The sequence below is a fragment of the Candidatus Pelagibacter sp. Uisw_121 genome (genome assembly GCF_047722545.1).
GTDB lineage: Bacteria > Pseudomonadota > Alphaproteobacteria > Pelagibacterales > Pelagibacteraceae > Pelagibacter.
Genome location: NZ_CP159816.1, coordinates 628,188 through 647,152, shown reverse-complemented (window position 1 = coordinate 647,152; position 18,965 = coordinate 628,188). Strand labels below are relative to the sequence as shown.

Genomic DNA, 18,965 nt, shown 5'->3' with positions numbered 1-18,965 from the left:
TTAAAATTTAGTAATATCACAATAAACCCAAGGCCAATATTTAACTTTTGCATATTTATTAAACCAAAAAGGAGTATATCTCTCTGTTAGGAAAGAATATATTCTTTGAGTATCATAGCCTTTTAAATCAAACCCAAAGATCGCTTCACATTTAAAAAGCCATTCGAAAAGGTCTGTGTAAAAATTATCAATTAACTTAGTATTATTGGATAAAAAAATACAATGTCCACTTAACATGTTATTTTTGGAAATATAATTTACAAAATCCACTTTATCTTTTTGTGGCATCACATTAATCGCTTTACGTAGGTTGTCAAAACCGTGAAACATTTCAAAATGCAATTTAATATTCTGTTTTCTCTTGTCAAAAAGTATCAAAGGGTCATTAATTATTGATTTAATTCCTCTTTTGACTAACTTCATCTTACTTCGTACAGCAACACTCCATGGCTCACAAAGAACTACATCATAGCCTTTCCATTCTGATGAAGGTTCTTTTTGTAGCATTTTTTCTAAATCTACAAAATTATTAATATAAGGATAGTAACCCTGTTCACCGGCTAGATTTTTGATTAAATCCTTATATTCAGTTTTGACAAAATACCTTCTGTATTGACACATTCCAAACCAATCATTATTTTTTTTTTGGTTCAAAATATTTTTCCAATACCAATAATGAAAAGATGTTTCTGAATAATTATAGTTTTTATGAGCTATATTATCGCCACTATTTTCAATTATGTAGTCATTGGGAAATTTTGCTTTACCAACACCAAATGGTATTAAATTGAGAGATTTAATTCCATCTATAGGTTTATGAGTTATGCAATAGATTTTCATTATTTATATTTTTAGAATATATTAGAAACCATTAAAATAAAGGCTGATCTTTAAAAAAATTCTTCATTTTAATAGGTTTTTTTTCTAAAATATATCTATAGACATTATAGTTTTCCATAACGCGCTGAACATAATTTCTAGTCTCTTTAAATTTAATTAATTCAACCCAATCGACAAAATCAACTTGTTTTTTTTGAGGGTCTTTATTTATCTTTTTCCAATATTTAACTCTTTTTGGACCAGCGTTATAAGCAGCTGTAGCAAAAGGATAAGCTCCATCATATTGTAAAATTAAACCAGCTATATAATGTGATCCTAGATTAATATTATATTCAGGATCAGATGTTAATCTTGATTTTGAATATGGGAGCTTAGCTTGTTTAGCAACTAATTTTGCCGTGTAAGGCATTAATTGCATTAATCCTTGAGCACCAGCATGACTGTTTGCTCTCATATCAAACTCACTTTCTTGTCGAATAAGAGAAAGAATAAAAGCAGTTTCTGGTATTTTTCTTCCATTAACATATTGAGGTGTGCTTATTACTGGATAGTTAAAATCATTGTGAAATCTTTTTTGGTAAGATGCAATCTTTGAAACTTGTATTGCAAAATCATATCTTGATATATTTGTTGCAAGTTCGGCTGCTAGAATTTCACTTCCATCTTTAATATTATCATTAGCCAAGTGTCTTAATATATTTTTTGTATATTTATCTTTATTTAGTTCATCTAAAAGATGAACAATTTTTACTAATTCTTTTTTATAAAAATATTTTCTATAAGTGTCATGCACAATAGCTTGTTCATCTAGCTCAAATGTTTCATTGGGCTTAATTTTTAAAAATGCTAGTTGACCATAATATGTTGATAAATATTTGGTTGATTCTTCATACCATTGTTTAGATTGTTCTTTATCGCCAATTTTTTCATAAGATCTTCCTAGCCAATAAGCACCACGAGATAAACTAATTGGGTAACTCACATTTTGATAAAAGTTGTTAAAATGATCTATTGCTAAAATAGGATCATTTAAAAAACTTAGTGCAATCCAACCACTCATCCATTCAGCCTCTGCATATTCTGGGCCAATGTCTAAAGAATGTTTGCTCGCAACTTTATAAGCTGACTCATATTTCTTCTTATAAATAAGAGCTCGTGTCATTATTGCTCTTTCTTTCCACCATTTGTCTGGCCTAATTAAATAATCTTTATTGTTTGGAATTTTAAATATGATTTCCAATGAGTTGTCGACCCTTCCTCTTTTTCTTCTCCATTTAAGCCGATCGTAGTTTAATCCAGCATCATTTTTAAGTTTTGTCGGAACATTTTTGATTGCATTATCAACACCATAAGACTTGCTCATTAAAATTTGTCTAGCTGTATAAAGTAATTGATAGTCTTTAGGTAAATATCTTAACATTCTCTTTAAACCCCAAGATTTACCTTCCCAAGCTAAATAATCTGCACGATTAATATAATCATTTGCATTTAGATATTTTTTATATCTTTTTCTAAAAAATTTCATATTAGATCTATTTAGATCTGCAGTTATCCAGCCATCTTTAATCAGAGAGGTGCCTTTGGTGATATCACCTGTTAATATTAAGCTTTCCCCAAGTATTAGTTTTCCAAAACCACTTAATGGTTCCTCGAAATTAAACCAAGTTATGATCTTATTTGGTGAGATCTTATCCGTTGAAAGTTTATGTTCGGCTAAATACTGAATTCTACTTATTCTTGGGTAGTTTTCATTATTCTTTATAAATGTTAAATAGTCATAAAAACTTGCTTGGTTACCTGTAGTTAGTAAATGTCTCCATTGAATAAAGTTATATATTGATTTGTCCTTAGCTTTTTTAGACTGCGATAGTGCTGCTGACCACTGACTTTTTTCCATTGCTGTAATTGATTTTTTTGCAATCCCATAATCTTTTTGACTATAATATCTTGACTGAGTTTTGACTACTGATTTAGCTTTTTTGACAACTAAAGGTTTACTTTTTGGGATAAGAAAATTAATTTTTTTTAAATCTTTTTTAACAATTACATTTTTAGTTTCATCTATTTCTTTGGATGGTTTAGACTTAGGTTTAAGAATACCTTGAGTTATCTTCGCCCTTTGAGCTGCTTCACCTAAAACTGGTTTTTTTAAGGGAATTATTGTTATTTCAGCGGCAAATACATTTCCCAATATTATCAAACTTAATAATAGTGATTTTATAAAAAATATCTTTCTAAGCATAAATTTACTAAATGAATCTTTAAACTATGTTATAAGTATTTATGTTCAAAGGATCAAATGTTGCTTTAATAACCCCGTTCAAGAATAATGAGCTCGATGTAGAGGCTTATATTAAGCTTATTCATTTTCAAATATCAAATGGTACTAATGGTTTGGTACCTGCTGGAACAACAGGTGAATCGCCCACATTAAGCCACGATGAACATCAAAAAGTAATAGATTTATGCGTTAAAGAAAGCAACGGAAAAACTGTAGTTATTGCTGGTACTGGATCTAATTCAACTAAGGAAGCAATTTCTCTGACAACACATGCAGAAAAAGCAGGTGCGGATGCAGCGCTAATAGTAACTCCATATTATAACAAACCAACGCAAGAAGGATTATATCAACACTATAAAGCAATAAATGATAAATGTGGGATACCAATTATAATTTATAATATTCCTGGAAGGTCTGTAATTGATATGTCTGTTGATACAATGGCTAGATTATTTGAATTGAAAAATATTGCTGGTGTTAAAGATGCTACTGGTGATTTAGATAGAGTAAACCAGCAAAAAAATAAAATGGGAACTGATTTTATTCAACTGACAGGCAATGATGATAACGCTTTAGAATTTAATAACAGAGGTGGCGTTGGATCTATAAGCGTAACAGCAAATATTGCTCCTAAATTATGTTCTGATTTTCAGAAAGCCTCAAAAAAAGAAAATGATGAGAGCAAGCTTGAAGCGATCAGACTGGATAAAACTTTACAACCCATTCATAACTCTATGTTTATAGAAAGCAATCCAAGCCCCGTTAAGTATGCTGCAAAGCTTTTGGGACTTTGTGACGACGATGTTAGATTACCTTTAGTCAAGGTTACAGACCCAACCAAGGATATTGTTAAAAAAGCTTTAGCATCAGCAAATCTACTCTAATGAACAAGAAAGCCAATTCTGGTTTAAAAATTATTTGCTTAAATAGAAAAGCAAGTTTTAACTTTTTTTTTGAAGATTTAATTGAAGCTGGGATAGTTCTTAAAGGATCGGAAATTAAATCTATTAGAGATGGAAAGGTTAATATTGCAGACTCTTACGCTGTAGAGAAAGATGGTGAAATAGTTTTAATTAATTCTCATATTGCAGCTTTTAAACAAGCCAGTTATTCAAATCATAACCCCACTGATGAACGAAAATTATTATTAAATAAAAAAGAAATTAACAAATTAATCGGTAAAATGCAGAGAGATGGCTTTACTCTTGTTCCAACAAAGATGTATTTTAAAAAAGGAAAAGCTAAAATAGAAATAGCAGTAGCAAAGGGTAAAAAACAATTTGATAAAAGAGCTACTAAAAAAAATAGAGACTGGAATCGTGAAAAAGCAAGACACATTAGAAAATCAAGTTAAACAATCATATTTAGCAATAGGATCAAATTTAGGTAACAAAATTACCAACATTCATATGGCTATGTCTGAATTAGAAAAAAATAAGATTAAGATCACAAAAGTATCATCTCATTATTCATCAAAATCCTGGCCAAACCCTTTAATGCCAAATTTTATAAATATTGTTATAAAAATTGAGACAATCTTAAAACCGTTAGAATTATTAAAGATTTGTAACTTTATTGAATTAAAATTAGGCAGGGTTAGATCAAAAAAAAAATGATCCACGAACCTGTGATATTGATATAATTGATTACAATAAAAAAATCGTAAATATAAACCTTAATAAACTAATAATTCCTCATCCTCAGATGACTAAGAGAAATTTCGTTTTGTTGCCATTATTTGAAATAGACAGAAGTTGGAAACATCCAGAATCTAAGATTACTATAGTTAATTTAATTAATTCTTTACCAATTAAAGATTTAAGATCTATCAAACAAATATAAATTGATGGTATAGTTAAAAATGCTTAATTCAGAAGAATTAATAAATAAAATTAAAGTTTATAATAAGTTTTTAAATCCTGAAAAATTAAATAAAGCTTATAATTTTGCTATTAAAGCACATGAAAATCAAAAACGTTATTCTGGTGACCCATACTCAATTCATCCAATTGCCGTAGCTAATATATTAACAGAACTAAAGCTAGATAGTGCAACTATAGCAACAGGACTGCTTCATGATACTATTGAAGATACACACGCAACTTACGAAACTATAAAGAATGAGTTTGGACAAGAGGTTGCAGATTTAGTTGATGGTGTAACAAAAATATCAGTTTTTGAAAATCAAGCTACATCAACATCAAAAGCAGAAAATTTTAGAAAATTAATTTTAGCAACCTCAAAAGATATTAGAGTTCTACTTGTTAAAATTGCTGATCGATTACACAACATGAGAACAATTGATGCAATTTCAAAAATTGAAAAAAAAGAACGTATTTCGAAAGAAACTATGGAAATTTATGCACCATTAGCAGACAGAATGGGAATGCATAGAATCAGAGATGAGCTAGAGGATTTATCTTTTAAAGTTCTAAATAATAATGCAAGAGAACTTATTAAAAAAAGATTAGATGATATTAAAGATGATAAAGTAAATAGCTTTAACTCAATTTCATTACAATTTAGTGGATTATTAAATGAACACAAAATAAATGCTGAAATTATTGGTAGAGAAAAAACTCCTTTTTCTATTTGGAGAAAAGTTCAAAAAAAAAAGAATATCACTAGAACAAATTTCAGATATTATTGGATTTAGAATAATACTCAATAATATTGAAGACTGCTATAAAGCTCTTGGTATATTTCACAAAGAGTGGAATTGTATACCTGGAAAATTTAAAGATTATATTTCGTCACCTAAGATTAATAAATATCAATCATTGCATACATCAATTATAGGACCCAATAGAAGGCCAATTGAAATACAACTTAGAACATTACAAATGCATGAGTACGCAGAAAGAGGCATAGCATCACATTGGAAATATAAATCTTCTGAAAAATTCAATTCATTAACGTGGAAAGAATATGACTGGCTTGCCGATTTAGTTGAAATTATTGATAAGAATGAAAACCCAGAGCATTCTTATGAGTACACCAAACTTCAAATGTTTCAGGAAAATGTTTTCTGTTTTACTCCAAAAGGATCTGTAATTAAATTACCAAAGGACGCAACACCGATTGATTTTGCATATGCTGTACATACCAAAATAGGTAATAGTACCATAGCCTGTAAGATTAATGGTAACGATAGTGAATTACAGAGCATTCTTTATAATGGGGATGTTGTGGATATTATCACCTCTAAAAATAAATCACCTTCATTGCACTGGATACCTGTTACAAAAACTGGAAAAGCAAGATCAGCAATCAGAAAATATTGGTATAAAAAAGGAGAGGAGAAGGCTCAAAGAATTAAGAAATATAACACTACACTATGGATTTCTTTGCCTGATAAACCAGGAAAGCTTGGAGAGATAACAACTTTACTTGGTAGCCATAGTTTAAACATCTCTAGTGTTGAAATGAGGGAAAAATCTAAAGAATATATTAATTTTAAATTCAATCTTATTATAAAAGACTTGAAGAACTTTACAAATTTTATCAGTGAGTTAAAACAAAAGGAAATAAAATTTAAAATCATTAGACATGAGGATAACTGGCTAAAGGAACGTAATGCTTTCACACAAAAAATCTTTAAATATTTTAAAAAAAACTAACGCACTTTTAGAAGGTCATTTTGTTCTTTCGTCAGGATTACATTCACCAAAGTATATCCAGTGTGCTAAACTTTTAAGCTTTCCATATTTATCTAAAGATATTTGTAATTCACTAGCAAAAAAAATTAAAAAAAAATTTAAATTTATAGATTTGATTTTAGCTCCTGCAATGGGAGGTGTTATCATCGGTTATGAAATTGGCAAAATTTTAAAAAAAGAAACAATATTTTGTGAAAGAGTTAATGGTAAATTTACTTTAAGACGAGGCTTTCATATAAAAAAAGGATTAAAAGTTTTGATAATCGAAGACGTTATAACGACAGGCAAATCGAGCTTAGAGTGTGTTAAGTTGATTACAAAGCCAGGCGCAAAACTTGTTGGTTTTGCATCAATTATCGATAGATCAACCAAGAATTCATTAAAGATAAAAAAAAATATTATTTCACATATGAAGATAGATGTTCCAACATTTAAGAAAAATAATCTTCCAGAAAGTCTTAAAAATACTCCAATTACAGTCCCTGGAAGTAGATTTATTAAATGACAAGACTAGGTGTTAATATTGATCATGTTGCTACAGTAAGAAATGCAAGAGGATCGTTCCACCCTGATCCATTTACTATTGCTAAACATGTAACTAAATGTGGAGCACATTCAGTTACTATTCATTTAAGAGAAGACAGAAGACATATAAAAGATGCTGATGTTGTTAAAATTTGTAAAAATAAAAAAATAATCACTAATTTAGAAATTTCACTAAACAATAAAATAATAAATATAGCATTAAAAAATAAACCTAATTTTATTTGTATAGTTCCTGAAAAAAGAAAGGAAGTGACAACGGAAGGTGGATTAAACTTAATTAAAAATAAAAAAAAATTAAAAACAATAATATCCTTATTTAATAAGAATAATATTAGAACAAGTTTATTTGTTGACCCAGCGTTAAAAGATATAAAAATTGCAAAAGAATTAAATGCTACTTGTGTTGAGTTGCATACAGGAAAAATTTCTAATTTAGTAAAAGAAAATAAAAATTATAAAAATGAATATTTAAAAATTAAAAAATGTTCAGAGTTTGGCGTTAAACTTGGAATGGAAGTTCATGCTGGCCATGGTCTTGATTATAAAACTGCCGCTATACTTAGTAAAATTAAAGAAATTACGGAATTTAATATTGGTCATTTTATAATTGGTGAGTCACTTACTCATGGTCTAAAAAAGACTATTAAGGAATTCAAAAAAATAACCAATAAATAGATATGAAAATTCTTGGTATTGGTGTTGATATAGTAGAAAATATTAGAATACATAAATCTTTAAAAAACGTTAACTTTATTAAAAGAGTTTTTTCTAGTTCAGAAATATCGTTAGCAAAAAACATAACTAATAAAAAATCTTATTATTCTAAAAGATTTGCTGCTAAAGAGGCTTTTTCTAAAGCGATTGGAACTGGTTTTAGTGAGAATTTAAATTTTAAGGATATAACTGTAATTAATGATAAGTTAGGTAAACCCTCATTTGTAGTCACAGATAAAATTAAAAAAATTGTTAAAAAGCAATTTAAAATATCATCCTTTGATTTCTTTCTGTCAATTTCAGATGAAAAAAAATATTCTATAGCCTACGTAATTTTACAAAAAAAATGATAACAAAAAAGATTATAAATGATAATATTAAGACAATTTTTTATGCTTTAGTAATAGCTATTGTTATTAGATCTCTTTTTATTCAACCTTTCTATATTCCCTCATCATCAATGGAACCAACACTTTTAATTGGTGATAGATTATTTGTTACGAAGTACTCTTATGGTTATAGTAAGCATTCTTTTCCTTTTAGCCCACCAATAATAAATGGAAGACTATTTTCTAATAAACCTAAGGTTGGTGATGTTGTTGTTTTTAAAACACCAGCTGATAATAGAACGGATTATATTAAAAGATTAATTGGCCTACCGGGTGACAATATTCAATTCATTGATGGTAATTTATTTGTAAACAATAATCCAATATTAAAATCTAGAATTGCCCAAAATGATAAAATTTATTGTGGAAATCAAACTATAGATGTTAATTCATTTGAGGAAAAACTTCCAAATGGAAAAACACATAATAGTGTATATCTAAAAAATTATAGCTTTCAAAATTCTGATAATTTTATAGTTCCTACTCAACACTACTTTTTCTTAGGAGATAACAGAGACTGCTCTAAAGATAGTAGATACTTAACTAGCGTTGGATATGTCCATGAAGATAATTTAGTTGGTAAAGCTCAATTTATTTTTTTTTCATCTGATTTTAGAATTGGAAATATTTTTTCTTTTTGGAAATGGCATAAGACAATTAGATTTGACAGATTTTTTAAGAAAATTATTTAATGAAAACTAACCCCACAACATTAGAAAAGAAATTAAAGTTAAAATTTTCAGATCAAAAAATCTTTATTAAAAGCTTAACGCATAAAAGTTTTGATTCAATAAATAATAATGAAAAGATTGAATTCTTAGGAGATAGAGTTTTAGGTCTCATTATTGCAAAAAAATTATTAGAACTTTATCCAGAAGAAAGAGAAGGGGTGTTAGATAAAAAATTTGCTTCATTAGTAAATAAAAAAAAATGTTTAGAAATCGCTAAAAAAATTGAACTAGAGAAATATATTTTAGTTTTAAATCCTAAGAATAAAAAAATTGAAATTGAAGATAAAATAGTAGCGGACTGTTTAGAGGCTTTAATTGGAGCGATCTATCTTGACAAAGGTTTAAATTTTTCTGAAAAATTTATTCTTAACTTATGGAGTGACCATATTACAGCAAGTGTAGTAACTCAAATTGATGCAAAGACAAAACTCCAAGAATACTCACTTAAAACTTTTAAAGTGCTACCTATTTATAAACTAATATCTAATACTGGGCCTCGACACAAACCACTCTTTAAAGTTGCTGTTAAATTAAAAAATACTAAATTTTTCACAGCTGAAGGAACTTCTAAAAAAGAAGCAGAACAAAATGCTGCATCTTTATGTTTTGAGGATGTTTTTAAAAAATGAATTGGGACGATAGCGCTTATTTAGTTTCTAAAAATAGATACAGTGAAAATTCAATAATTGCAGAAGTTTTCACAGAAAACCATGGAAAAATTTCAGGAATAATTTTTGGTGGAACTTCAAAAAAAATCAAAAACTATTTGCAAATTGGCAATAAAATCTATGTAAACTATAATTCTAAAAGTGTTACTAGAATTGGTTATTTTAAAATAGAAATTTTAAAAGCATTAACTCCACTCTATTTTGACGAAAATCAAAAACTATCATGCATTACGTCAGCAATGCATCTTATAAAACTTCTTACTGCCGAAGCTCAATCTAATAAAGAAATTTTTAAATTAATTGATAAATTTTTTGAAATATTAACGTCTGATAATTGGATACAAAAATATATTTTCTGGGAGTTAGAACTTTTAAAATTATTGGGATATGATTTAGAATTAAAAACTATGGCTGAAAAAGAAATTGTTGATAGTGAAGTTAATTATTACGTTAAATCTTCAACTGAAAAAAAAAGCATTCCAAATTTTCTAATAGATGAAAATAATATGGATGTTAATTTAAAAAATTTACTCAAAGGTCTAAAACTTGTCAGTGATTACCTTGAAAAAAGTATTCTAAAACCAAATAATTTGAATCTTCCTACTTCTAGAACTAATTTTATCAATCTTTTAAAATAATTATTTGATTAAATCGTTAATTCTATCAGCGTAATAGCTTACTATAGCGTTTGCTCCAGCTCTTTTAAAAGAAATCAAACTCTCCAACACTGAGTTTTTATCTATTAGACCTTTTTTAATACTATTACTTAATAGCGAGTATTCACCAGAAACTTGATAGGCAAGAACAGGAATTTTAAAATTATCTTTAACTGTTTTAATTATATCTAAATATGGCATACCAGGTTTAACCATAACCATATCAGCACCTTCTTTAATATCTAGAGCCACTTCTCTTATTGCTTCATTACTATTTCTAAAGTCCATTTGGTAACTTTTCTTATCTCCTTTTAACAAACCTTTTGAACCAACTGCATCCCTGAATGGCCCATAAAAACTTGAAGCATATTTAACCGCATAAGAAAGCAGTTGAACCATTTCATGACCTTCTTTATCTAAAGCTTTTCTTATTTTACCTATTCTTCCATCCATCATATCTGAAGGAGCAAGAACATCACAACCAATCTCTGCTTGTAACAATGATTGATTGATCAATACTTCAATAGTTTCATCATTTAAGACGTAGCCTGATTTTATTAAGCCATCATGACCATGAGAAGTGTATGGATCTAAAGCTACATCACACATAATACCAATTTCATTTTTATATCTTTTTTTGATATATTGAATGGCTTTACAAACAAGATTATCCTCATTTAATGCTTCAGTACCAATATCGTTTTTTTTTGTCTTATTTGTATAGGGAAACAATGCAACCATAGGTATTTTGTTCTTAATTGCTCTATCTACAATAGTTCCAAGCTTATCTATTGTGTACCTATAAACACCAGGCATTGTTTTGATTGATTGTCTTATATTTTTTCCATCAATTAAGAATATAGGTAATATAAAATCACTAGATGAAAGACTGTTCTCTTGTATTAATCTTCTGGACCAGTCGTTTTTACGACTACGTCTAAGTCTCAAATTTGGGTAATTTCCTGTAATCATGTTTAAATCTGCTTTTAAAATGCGACAAATGTATTATACAAATATATATTAAAAAATGTAGAAAACAACTTGCATAATCATGAACAATAAAAACATAATAGACTTAGAACTAAAGAAAGATCAAAAAGTTTTAGATTTTAGTGATTTTCAAAAACAAGACATTAAATTTGACATTAATAAACTTCAAGAGGCTTATAACCAAATTGTTCAAACTAGAAAATTTGATGATGGCGGTGGTATTGCTCACTTTGGAGCTATTTGTTTGACACAAATTCCTGGTGACCCAGATTCTGTTAAAGGCAGTAATGCTAGAGGTTCGTATTGGACAAAACCAGACAAGTCAGGAAAAGAAGTTACTAGAGACGTTGCAATAGATGAATCTGCTTACTCAGAATTTATAAAGGATTATGAAAATACTTATTTTAAAGAAGTATTTGATGTGCTTTCGTCAAAATACAAATTAGGTAGGATAAGAATTTTATTAAAAGAACCAAGATCAACATTGAGTTGGCATAGAGATCCAGAACCAAGGCTGCATATACCCCTGATTACAAATCCTGGCTGTTTAATGGTTATAGATAATGTTGCAAAACATATGCCTGCAGATGGATCGGTGTGGGTTACCAACAATACAAAATATCATAATGCTTTTAATGGTGGAGAAGAAAATAGAGTTCATTTAGTAGCATGTGTTTTAGATTATAAGTTTAATTAGATTGAAAAAAATATTTTTATCATCAGATCACGCTGGTTATAAGTTAAAGGAATTAATTAAACTTCATCTTGATAAAAAAAAAATTAACTACACAGACCTAGGTCCGTTCAATGGTGATAGTGTTGATTATCCTGATTATGCTCATAAAGTTGCAAGAAAAGTTAAAGCAAATAACCATCATACCGGTATATTAGTTTGTGGCTCTGGGATGGGCATGAATATTGCGGCAAATAGACATAAAAACATACGTGCAGCTCAGTGTTTTAATTTAAAATCCACAAAATTATCAAGATTGCATAATGATGCAAATATCATTACATTAGGATCAAGACTACTTACTAAAAAAAATGCTTTAAATTGTGTCAGTGTTTTTTTAAATACAAAGTTTGAAGGCGGAAGACACACAAAAAGAATTAAAAAGATTTAATTATGTCTAGTGAAAAAAATTATCTAAATGAAAGTTATAAAAGTTTTTTTGAGGACAGTTTATCTGTAGCTGATCCGGAATTACATAAAGCCATAAGTGATGAGTTAAAAAGACAACAACAACATATTGAATTAATTGCATCTGAAAATATTGTTTCACAAGCTGTTTTAGAAGCACAAGGATCTGTACTTACAAATAAGTATGCTGAAGGGTACCCTGGAAAAAGATACTATAATGGCTGCGAACATGTTGATGTTGCTGAAAACTTAGCAATTGAAAGATTAAAAAAGTTGTTTGATTGTAAATTTGCAAACGCCCAACCACATTCTGGAGCACAAGCAAATGGAGCTGTATTTTTAGCGCTATTAAATCCAGGCGATACATTCATGGGAATGAGTTTAGATTCAGGTGGACATATTACACACGGATTAAAAATTTCAATGTCAGGTAAATGGTTTAATCCAATAGGGTATGATGTTGATAAAGAATCTGAACTTATTGATTATGATAATGTCGAAAAACTTGCCTTAGAGCATAAACCAAAACTTATAATTTGTGGTGGTAGTGCATACTCTAGAGTAATTGATTTTAAAAGATTTAGAGAAATTGCTGACAAAGTAGGAGCATATTTGATGGTTGATATGGCTCATTTTTCAGGTTTAGTTGCTGGTAAAGGTTACCCAAATCCTTGTGACCATGCACACGTAGTAACCTCAACAACCCATAAAGTTTTTAGAAGTGCCAGAGGTGGAATTATTTTAACTAATCATGAAGACTTAGCAAAAAAATTTAACACAGCGGTATTCCCTGGTTATCAAGGTGGACCATTGATGCACGTTATAGCAGCGAAGGCTGCTGGGTTTTTAGAGGCATTAAGACCAGATTTTAAAGATTATATTAAATCAGTTTTAGCTAATGCCAAAATCTTATCAGAGACACTTAAGAATAATGGTTTTAAGATTTATTCTGGTGGAACAGATACGCACTTAATGTTAGTTGATCTAAGACCTTTTAATGTCAAAGGTAATGCTGCTGCTGAAAGCCTTTCAAATGCTAACATTACCTGCAATAAAAATGGAATACCTTTCGATTCAGAAAAGCCAATGATTACATCTGGCATAAGACTAGGAACTCAAGCTGCAACAACTAGAGGTTTTGGATTAAAAGAATTTGAAAAGGTAGGTGAATTAATAACTAAGGTTGTAAAAGGGTTATCTAAAAATCCTGAGGACAACACTAAAATTGAAGAAGAAGTTAGAAATGAAGTTATTGAACTCACATCTCATTTTCCGATATATAAGAATTTAAAGTAATGATTTGTTCAATTTGTAAAAAAGGTGAAACATCTGTAGTAGACTCTAGGCCCACTGAAGATGGAACTGCGATAAGAAGAAGAAGGTTGTGTGTATGTGGTGCTAGATTCACAACTTTTGAAAGAGTTCAATTTAGAGAAATAATGGTTGTTAAAAAGAATGGAAGAAAATCATCATTTGACAGAGATAAACTTTCTAAATCAATTTACATAGCATTAAAGAAAAGACCTATTGATACCGAAACAGCTGAAAAATTTATTAGTCGAATCTCAAGAGCACTTGAGGAGCTTGGTCAAAGTGAAATTTCATCAAATACAATTGGCACATTGGTTATGGAAGGTTTGAAAGATCTTGATCCTGTTGCGTATGTTAGATTTGCATCTGTTTATAGAAATTTTAGAGAAGAAAAAGACTTTGTGCAATTCGTGGACAAATTAGATGTCTACAAAAAAAGATAAATTTTCAAACAAAGATAAAATTTTTATGGAGCTTGCCTTGAATTTGGCAAAAGCTCGGCATGGACTAACTGGAATTAATCCTTCGGTTGGCTGTGTAATTGTTAAAAATAATGAAATACTATCAATTGGTCAAACAGGTTTTAAAGGCACACCTCATGCGGAATTTAATGCCATTAAAAATTCAAATGAAAATTTAGAAGGTTCAAAAATGTATGTGACCCTTGAACCTTGTAGTCATTATGGAAAAACTCCTCCGTGCACAAATATTATAATTAAAAATAAAATTAAAGAAGTTATATATTCAGTGGAAGATATTGATAAAAAAGTTAAAGGCAAAACTCTAAAAATTCTTCAATCTAAAAATATTTTAGTAAAAAAAAATTTACTCAAAAAAGAAATTAATAAATTGTATACACCTTATTTTTTTAATAGAAAAAATAACCTTCCTTTTGTTACTGGTAAGATTGCAATTTCTAGAAATAATTTAATATATAGCAAAGATACAAAAAAAATTTCAGATATTCATACTGATAAATTTACACATTTTCTTAGATATAAAAATGACTCCTTAATGATTACTTCCAAAACTCTTAAAAAAGATAACCCAAAGCTTAACTGTAGACTAGAAGGTTTGAATAAATTTTCACCTAAAAGAATAATTTTAGACAGAAATTTAGAAACTAAAAAAAATTCATATATTTTTAAAACAGCAAATAAAAACAATACTATAATTTTTTATCATAACGCCAAAACTAAAGTGAAATTAATGTTTAAAAAAAAAGGTATAACTTTAATTAAAGGTAAATTAAATAAAGATAAATTTGATATTAAATCAATTTTAAAGAAACTTCATGTCCTTGGTTGTAGAAATTTATTAGTTGAAGGAGGAAATGATCTTTCCAAACACATTGTTAAAAAAAGATTATTTAATGAATTTTATCTATACAAATGTGCAAAAAGTTTATCAAAGTTGGTTAACCATAAAGAGTTTAGTTTTCTTAATGAATTAAAGAAAAATTATAAAAATAAATTGAAAATTAATAAAAAATTAGGCAAAGATGTAATTACACTTTACAAATAATATTATGTTTAATGGAATAATTTTTAACCAAGGTTTAATCACTAGATTTGAAAAAAGATCAAAAGGTATTAATATTTTTGTAAAAACTGATTTAAAGTTAACAAGTAAAGACCTAGGTGTATCAGTCGCTTGTGATGGTGTTTGCTTAACATTAATTGATATTAAATATAAAATAATGGAATTTTATCTTTCTGATGAAACCATACAACGATCAAAATTTAAATTCTTAAAAATAAATGACAAAATTAATCTTGAACTTCCCTTAAAATTTGGTCAAAAAATATCAGGTCATATTTGTCAAGGTCACATTGATGCTGTAGGTAAAATTCAGAGCATTAAGAAGATTGATAAATCATATTTATTTGACTTTGAAATTGTTAAAAAAGAAAGAGCAAATTTAATTGATAAAGCTTCTATATGTATAAATGGAATTTCTTTAACAATATCCAAAGTAACCAAAAAAGGTTTTCAAATTTGGGTTATTCCACACACTTTCAAGCTAACCAATTTATCTTCATTAAAAAAGAACAGCTTAGTTAATATAGAGATAGATATCTTATCTAAATACGTTAGAAATCATTTTAATGAAAAAAAATAATTATGCCTCCATTGAAAGTATAATTAATATCGCAAAGAAGGGCGGTATGTTCATCTTAGTTGATGATGAGAAAAGAGAAAATGAAGGAGACTTGATAATATCAACCACCGACTCAACTGCTAAAAATATAAATTTTATGGCCAAATATGGTCGTGGATTAATTTGTCTAGCACTAGATAGTGTACAGGCAAAACGGTTAAATTTATCTTTGATGTCACCAATAAATCAATCAAGAAATAAAACTGCCTTTACAATTTCTATTGAAGCAAAAAAAGGAATAACAACTGGAATTTCAGCAAAAGATAGAGCAAAGACAATTAAAATTGCCTCAAAGAAAAATGTAAATAAGAATGACATTGTATCACCAGGACATATTTTTCCAATTATTGCTAAAGATGGGGGTGTTCTAGTAAGAGCTGGTCACACAGAAGCCTCTGTTGATATTTCAAAACTTGCTAAAAAGAATAACTCTGCAGTTATTTGTGAAATAATGAATGAAGATGGCACAATGGCCAAAGGTCCAGACTTATTTAATTTTGCAAAAAAACATAATTTAAAGATAGGTAAAATTGAAGACCTTATTGCTTATCGTTTAAAAAAAGAAAAACTAATTAAACTTAAAAAACAATCTGATATTGAAGTTAAAAATCAGAAATATAAAATTAGAATTTATGAAAATCTTTTAGATGGATCTGAGCACTTTGCTCTAATTAAAGGCAATATTAAAAAAGGGATAATACCGAGAGTTAGAGTAATTTCATCTAATGTAGTTCAAAATTATTTAATCAATCAACAATTACCAAATTCATTTGATAAAACTTTAAATTATTTTAAGAAATTTAATAACTGCGTTTTAGTTTTTATAAAAGATACAAACTTAAAATCTGTTACACAAACACTCAAGGATTATAAGAACAAAGATTTTTATAAAAAGGGAAATGATAAACTTATAAGAAACTATGGTATTGGAGCTCAAATAATTAAAGATTTAAAGATTAAAAATATGATATTAATTACTAAATCCCTTAAAAAAGTTATTGGTTTAGAGGGTTATGATATAAAGATTGCCAAACAAGAAATTATTTAATGAAAAAAAAATATTTAATAGTTATTGCAGATTATTATAAGGATATATCAAAAGGTTTGCTAAGTAGTGCAAAGAGCACATTACCTAAATCTAGTTTAATAAAAATTATCAATGTTCCAGGTGTTTTTGAAATACCAGTTACTATTTCAAAGAATATTAAAAAGTATGATGCTTTTTTAGCTCTTGGTTGTGTTATTAAGGGTCAAACACCCCATTTTGACTTTATTTCTCATTCTTCAACTGATGCGATAATGAAACTATCTGTAAAAAACAAAAAACCTATTGGTAATGGAATTATTACCTGTCTTAATATGCGTCAAGCTATAGCTAGGAAGAAAAAGGGAAAAGAAGCAGCTCAAGCTGTAATATCAGTCCTTTCTCAATAATAATGAGAACTCCTTATAACCCAAATCAAAGCCCAAGGGTTATAATTATCCAAAAATTATATGGTAATTTCTTTAATGATGACACTGATTTAACCTTTCCGAAACATAGATTTAAAAAATTTATTAAAGATGTAGTTTTAGGAACTATTGAGAGAGATGAAGTTATTAAAGAAGAGGTTAAAAAATATTTAAGTGAAGACTTGCAATTAACAAATTTAGATCAGGTTTTTCAAGTTATAGTAAAGTCTGCTATATTTGAGTTTTTATATAAACCCAAAGTTTCTACCAAAATAATTATTAAAGAATATCTTAATGCATCAAACTTTTTTTTAGAAGATGGTCAAACTAAATATTTAAATGCAATATTAGACAAAATAGCAAAAAAAATAAGAATACCTAATGCATGAATTTGAATTAATAAAAAATTATTTCCAAAAACTTTCTAAAAAATCACCAAGTGCTCTAAATTTAAATGATGATGTTTTTTTTGATAAAAAAAATAGATTAGCAGTATCAGTTGACACATATGTTGAAGGTAATCATTTCATAGACTTTAAGAAACCTGAGTTAGTCATTAAAAAAATAATTAGATCATCAATTTCAGACCTGGTTTGCAAAGGTATTAAGCCAAAATATTATTTTATTTCAGGGTCAGGTAATAAAAAAAGTTTTTCTAAATTAAATTTATCAAAAATTAGCAAATCACTTAATCAAGAACAAAATAAATATAAAATATTTTTAAGCGGTGGAGATACAGTTTTTTCAAACAAGTTAAGTTTTACAGTTACCTCAATAGGTTTTGCTGATAATATAATTCATAGAAACAAAGCTAAAATTAATGATGATATATATGTGTCTGGAAATTTAGGTGATAGCTATTTAGGTCTACTAGTTTTAAAAAATAAAATTAAGCTTAATCAAAAATTAAAAAAATATTTTACTAAAAAATATTTTATGCCAAATATTCAATTAAAATTAATTGATCAAATCAAGAAATTTGCTAATACTTCAATTGATATCTCTGATGGATTATTAGCAGACCTCGATAAAATGATTAATAATCAAAAATTATCTTATAAACTTTTTTTAAAAGATATCCCAATTACAAATAACCTTAAAAAGTTACTTGATCTTAAAAAATTATCCAAAATTAATTTCATTTCTAACGGTGATGATTATCAAGTCTTATTTACAGCCTCTAAAAATAAGATGAGAATCATAAAAAAAATAGCTTCTAATTGTAGAGTTAAGCTTACTAAAATTGGCTCAATCCAAAGCTATGTTGAAAAATCATCTATTATAGATGGTAAAAATAGGAAAATTACCCTTAAAAACAAAGGTTATTTTCATAAGTTTTAAAAAGTTAAATATTGCCTTTTATTGCTTTTTTTGTATTGTCCGGACTTTAAACAATAAAATTTTAACAACTAAACAACCAAAGGCA

At 28.0% G+C, this 18,965-nt stretch carries 23 protein-coding genes and 2 pseudogenes; 22 read left to right on the top strand and 3 right to left on the bottom strand.

What is annotated here, in order from left to right; translation table 11 throughout:
• A complete protein-coding gene (locus ABXT52_RS03445; RefSeq protein ID WP_415272474.1) occupies nucleotides 1-840 on the bottom strand; it encodes a DUF4422 domain-containing protein in 840 nt (279 codons plus the stop codon).
• 31 nt (nucleotides 841-871) lie between these two features.
• On the bottom strand, nucleotides 872-3,082 hold the full coding sequence (locus tag ABXT52_RS03440; RefSeq protein WP_415272473.1) for a lytic transglycosylase domain-containing protein: 2,211 nt from the start codon (nucleotides 3,080-3,082) through the stop codon (nucleotides 872-874).
• A gap of 41 nt (nucleotides 3,083-3,123) precedes the next feature.
• Between ABXT52_RS03440 and dapA the strand changes: the two genes are divergently transcribed.
• From dapA to recO, 12 genes and pseudogenes are all read left to right on the top strand, one after another.
• Nucleotides 3,124-4,005 carry a 4-hydroxy-tetrahydrodipicolinate synthase gene (gene dapA, locus ABXT52_RS03435; RefSeq protein ID WP_415272472.1) on the top strand — a complete coding sequence of 294 codons (882 nt, stop codon included), beginning with the start codon at nucleotides 3,124-3,126 and terminating at the stop codon, nucleotides 4,003-4,005.
• Nucleotides 4,005-4,475: an SsrA-binding protein SmpB gene (gene smpB, locus ABXT52_RS03430; protein ID WP_020169462.1), complete on the top strand. Its 471-nt coding sequence runs from the start codon at nucleotides 4,005-4,007 to the stop codon at nucleotides 4,473-4,475. The genes dapA and smpB overlap by 1 nt, the downstream gene beginning before the upstream one ends.
• Nucleotides 4,441-4,737, top strand: a complete 297-nt coding sequence (gene folK / locus ABXT52_RS03425) for a 2-amino-4-hydroxy-6-hydroxymethyldihydropteridine diphosphokinase (RefSeq protein WP_415272471.1) — start codon at nucleotides 4,441-4,443, stop codon at nucleotides 4,735-4,737. The genes smpB and folK overlap by 35 nt, the downstream gene beginning before the upstream one ends.
• 16 nt (nucleotides 4,738-4,753) lie before the next feature.
• A pseudogene (locus ABXT52_RS03420) lies at nucleotides 4,754-4,819 on the top strand (2-amino-4-hydroxy-6-hydroxymethyldihydropteridine diphosphokinase); the annotation flags it as partial.
• Nucleotides 4,820-4,825: 6 nt separating this feature from the next.
• The gene (locus tag ABXT52_RS03415; RefSeq protein WP_415272470.1) at nucleotides 4,826-4,963 is read left to right on the top strand and encodes a hypothetical protein; all 138 of its coding nucleotides are present in this window, start codon (nucleotides 4,826-4,828) and stop codon (nucleotides 4,961-4,963) included.
• Nucleotides 4,964-4,982: 19 nt separating this feature from the next.
• Nucleotides 4,983-6,741, top strand: a pseudogene (locus ABXT52_RS03410) (bifunctional (p)ppGpp synthetase/guanosine-3',5'-bis(diphosphate) 3'-pyrophosphohydrolase).
• A complete protein-coding gene (gene pyrE, locus ABXT52_RS03405) occupies nucleotides 6,698-7,285 on the top strand; it encodes an orotate phosphoribosyltransferase (protein WP_415272469.1) in 588 nt (195 codons plus the stop codon). The pseudogene ABXT52_RS03410 and the gene pyrE overlap by 44 nt, the downstream one beginning before the upstream one ends.
• The gene (locus ABXT52_RS03400; RefSeq protein ID WP_415272468.1) at nucleotides 7,282-8,001 is read left to right on the top strand and encodes a pyridoxine 5'-phosphate synthase; all 720 of its coding nucleotides are present in this window, start codon (nucleotides 7,282-7,284) and stop codon (nucleotides 7,999-8,001) included. Before pyrE ends, ABXT52_RS03400 begins: the two co-directional genes overlap by 4 nt.
• A 2-nt stretch (nucleotides 8,002-8,003) precedes the next feature.
• A complete protein-coding gene (acpS, locus tag ABXT52_RS03395) occupies nucleotides 8,004-8,390 on the top strand; it encodes a holo-ACP synthase (RefSeq protein ID WP_415272467.1) in 387 nt (128 codons plus the stop codon).
• Nucleotides 8,387-9,121, top strand: coding sequence for a signal peptidase I (lepB, locus tag ABXT52_RS03390; RefSeq protein WP_415272466.1), 735 nt, complete (start codon nucleotides 8,387-8,389; stop codon nucleotides 9,119-9,121). The genes acpS and lepB overlap by 4 nt, the downstream gene beginning before the upstream one ends.
• Complete coding sequence (gene rnc, locus ABXT52_RS03385; RefSeq protein WP_415272465.1) at nucleotides 9,121-9,789, top strand: ribonuclease III; 669 nt, start codon at nucleotides 9,121-9,123, stop codon at nucleotides 9,787-9,789. The genes lepB and rnc overlap by 1 nt, the downstream gene beginning before the upstream one ends.
• Nucleotides 9,786-10,466, top strand: a complete 681-nt coding sequence (gene recO / locus ABXT52_RS03380; RefSeq protein ID WP_415272464.1) for a DNA repair protein RecO — start codon at nucleotides 9,786-9,788, stop codon at nucleotides 10,464-10,466. Before rnc ends, recO begins: the two co-directional genes overlap by 4 nt.
• Here recO and hemB read toward each other — a convergent pair whose 3' ends face one another.
• Nucleotides 10,467-11,456, bottom strand: a complete 990-nt coding sequence (gene hemB, locus ABXT52_RS03375; RefSeq protein ID WP_415272463.1) for a porphobilinogen synthase — start codon at nucleotides 11,454-11,456, stop codon at nucleotides 10,467-10,469.
• A 73-nt stretch (nucleotides 11,457-11,529) separates the two neighbouring features.
• Between hemB and ABXT52_RS03370 the strand changes: the two genes are divergently transcribed.
• The 10 genes from ABXT52_RS03370 to thiL are packed head-to-tail and all read left to right on the top strand — an operon-like array spanning nucleotide 11,530 to nucleotide 18,880.
• Entirely contained in the window at nucleotides 11,530-12,171 is a 642-nt protein-coding gene (locus tag ABXT52_RS03370) for an aspartyl/asparaginyl beta-hydroxylase domain-containing protein (protein ID WP_415272519.1), read from the top strand.
• Nucleotide 12,172: 1 nt separating this feature from the next.
• On the top strand, nucleotides 12,173-12,598 hold the full coding sequence (gene rpiB, locus ABXT52_RS03365) for a ribose 5-phosphate isomerase B (RefSeq protein ID WP_415272462.1): 426 nt from the start codon (nucleotides 12,173-12,175) through the stop codon (nucleotides 12,596-12,598).
• 2 nt (nucleotides 12,599-12,600) lie between these two features.
• Entirely contained in the window at nucleotides 12,601-13,911 is a 1,311-nt protein-coding gene (gene glyA / locus ABXT52_RS03360) for a serine hydroxymethyltransferase (protein ID WP_415272461.1), read from the top strand.
• Nucleotides 13,911-14,369 (top strand): transcriptional regulator NrdR, encoded by a 459-nt coding sequence (gene nrdR / locus ABXT52_RS03355; protein WP_415272460.1) that lies wholly within the window; start codon nucleotides 13,911-13,913, stop codon nucleotides 14,367-14,369. Before glyA ends, nrdR begins: the two co-directional genes overlap by 1 nt.
• Nucleotides 14,350-15,450: a bifunctional diaminohydroxyphosphoribosylaminopyrimidine deaminase/5-amino-6-(5-phosphoribosylamino)uracil reductase RibD gene (gene ribD, locus ABXT52_RS03350; RefSeq protein ID WP_415272459.1), complete on the top strand. Its 1,101-nt coding sequence runs from the start codon at nucleotides 14,350-14,352 to the stop codon at nucleotides 15,448-15,450. Before nrdR ends, ribD begins: the two co-directional genes overlap by 20 nt.
• A 4-nt stretch (nucleotides 15,451-15,454) precedes the next feature.
• Nucleotides 15,455-16,048 carry a riboflavin synthase gene (locus ABXT52_RS03345; RefSeq protein ID WP_415272458.1) on the top strand — a complete coding sequence of 198 codons (594 nt, stop codon included), beginning with the start codon at nucleotides 15,455-15,457 and terminating at the stop codon, nucleotides 16,046-16,048.
• On the top strand, nucleotides 16,035-17,135 hold the full coding sequence (gene ribB / locus ABXT52_RS03340; protein ID WP_415272457.1) for a 3,4-dihydroxy-2-butanone-4-phosphate synthase: 1,101 nt from the start codon (nucleotides 16,035-16,037) through the stop codon (nucleotides 17,133-17,135). The genes ABXT52_RS03345 and ribB overlap by 14 nt, the downstream gene beginning before the upstream one ends.
• Nucleotides 17,135-17,521 carry a 6,7-dimethyl-8-ribityllumazine synthase gene (gene ribH, locus ABXT52_RS03335; protein ID WP_415272456.1) on the top strand — a complete coding sequence of 129 codons (387 nt, stop codon included), beginning with the start codon at nucleotides 17,135-17,137 and terminating at the stop codon, nucleotides 17,519-17,521. The genes ribB and ribH overlap by 1 nt, the downstream gene beginning before the upstream one ends.
• Nucleotides 17,522-17,523: 2 nt before the next feature.
• Nucleotides 17,524-17,928, top strand: coding sequence for a transcription antitermination factor NusB (locus tag ABXT52_RS03330; RefSeq protein WP_415272455.1), 405 nt, complete (start codon nucleotides 17,524-17,526; stop codon nucleotides 17,926-17,928).
• Entirely contained in the window at nucleotides 17,921-18,880 is a 960-nt protein-coding gene (gene thiL, locus ABXT52_RS03325; protein WP_415272454.1) for a thiamine-phosphate kinase, read from the top strand. Before ABXT52_RS03330 ends, thiL begins: the two co-directional genes overlap by 8 nt.
• Nucleotides 18,881-18,965: the final 85 nt, after the last annotated feature.

Excerpts from the sequence above, each read along its gene's own strand:
- ABXT52_RS03445 (WP_415272474.1), bottom strand. The coding sequence starts at position 840 with ATGAAAATCTATTGCATAACTCATAAACCTATAGATGGAATTAAATCT.
- ABXT52_RS03440 (WP_415272473.1), bottom strand. The coding sequence starts at position 3,082 with ATGCTTAGAAAGATATTTTTTATAAAATCACTATTATTAAGTTTGATA.
- dapA (WP_415272472.1), top strand. The coding sequence starts at position 3,124 with ATGTTCAAAGGATCAAATGTTGCTTTAATAACCCCGTTCAAGAATAAT.
- smpB (WP_020169462.1), top strand. The coding sequence starts at position 4,005 with ATGAACAAGAAAGCCAATTCTGGTTTAAAAATTATTTGCTTAAATAGA.
- ABXT52_RS03415 (WP_415272470.1), top strand. The coding sequence starts at position 4,826 with ATGACTAAGAGAAATTTCGTTTTGTTGCCATTATTTGAAATAGACAGA.
- pyrE (WP_415272469.1), top strand. The coding sequence starts at position 6,698 with ATGCTTTCACACAAAAAATCTTTAAATATTTTAAAAAAAACTAACGCA.
- ABXT52_RS03400 (WP_415272468.1), top strand. The coding sequence starts at position 7,282 with ATGACAAGACTAGGTGTTAATATTGATCATGTTGCTACAGTAAGAAAT.
- acpS (WP_415272467.1), top strand. The coding sequence starts at position 8,004 with ATGAAAATTCTTGGTATTGGTGTTGATATAGTAGAAAATATTAGAATA.
- lepB (WP_415272466.1), top strand. The coding sequence starts at position 8,387 with ATGATAACAAAAAAGATTATAAATGATAATATTAAGACAATTTTTTAT.
- rnc (WP_415272465.1), top strand. The coding sequence starts at position 9,121 with ATGAAAACTAACCCCACAACATTAGAAAAGAAATTAAAGTTAAAATTT.
- recO (WP_415272464.1), top strand. The coding sequence starts at position 9,786 with ATGAATTGGGACGATAGCGCTTATTTAGTTTCTAAAAATAGATACAGT.
- hemB (WP_415272463.1), bottom strand. The coding sequence starts at position 11,456 with ATGATTACAGGAAATTACCCAAATTTGAGACTTAGACGTAGTCGTAAA.
- glyA (WP_415272461.1), top strand. The coding sequence starts at position 12,601 with ATGTCTAGTGAAAAAAATTATCTAAATGAAAGTTATAAAAGTTTTTTT.
- nrdR (WP_415272460.1), top strand. The coding sequence starts at position 13,911 with ATGATTTGTTCAATTTGTAAAAAAGGTGAAACATCTGTAGTAGACTCT.
- ribD (WP_415272459.1), top strand. The coding sequence starts at position 14,350 with ATGTCTACAAAAAAAGATAAATTTTCAAACAAAGATAAAATTTTTATG.
- ABXT52_RS03345 (WP_415272458.1), top strand. The coding sequence starts at position 15,455 with ATGTTTAATGGAATAATTTTTAACCAAGGTTTAATCACTAGATTTGAA.
- ribB (WP_415272457.1), top strand. The coding sequence starts at position 16,035 with ATGAAAAAAAATAATTATGCCTCCATTGAAAGTATAATTAATATCGCA.
- ribH (WP_415272456.1), top strand. The coding sequence starts at position 17,135 with ATGAAAAAAAAATATTTAATAGTTATTGCAGATTATTATAAGGATATA.
- ABXT52_RS03330 (WP_415272455.1), top strand. The coding sequence starts at position 17,524 with ATGAGAACTCCTTATAACCCAAATCAAAGCCCAAGGGTTATAATTATC.
- thiL (WP_415272454.1), top strand. The coding sequence starts at position 17,921 with ATGCATGAATTTGAATTAATAAAAAATTATTTCCAAAAACTTTCTAAA.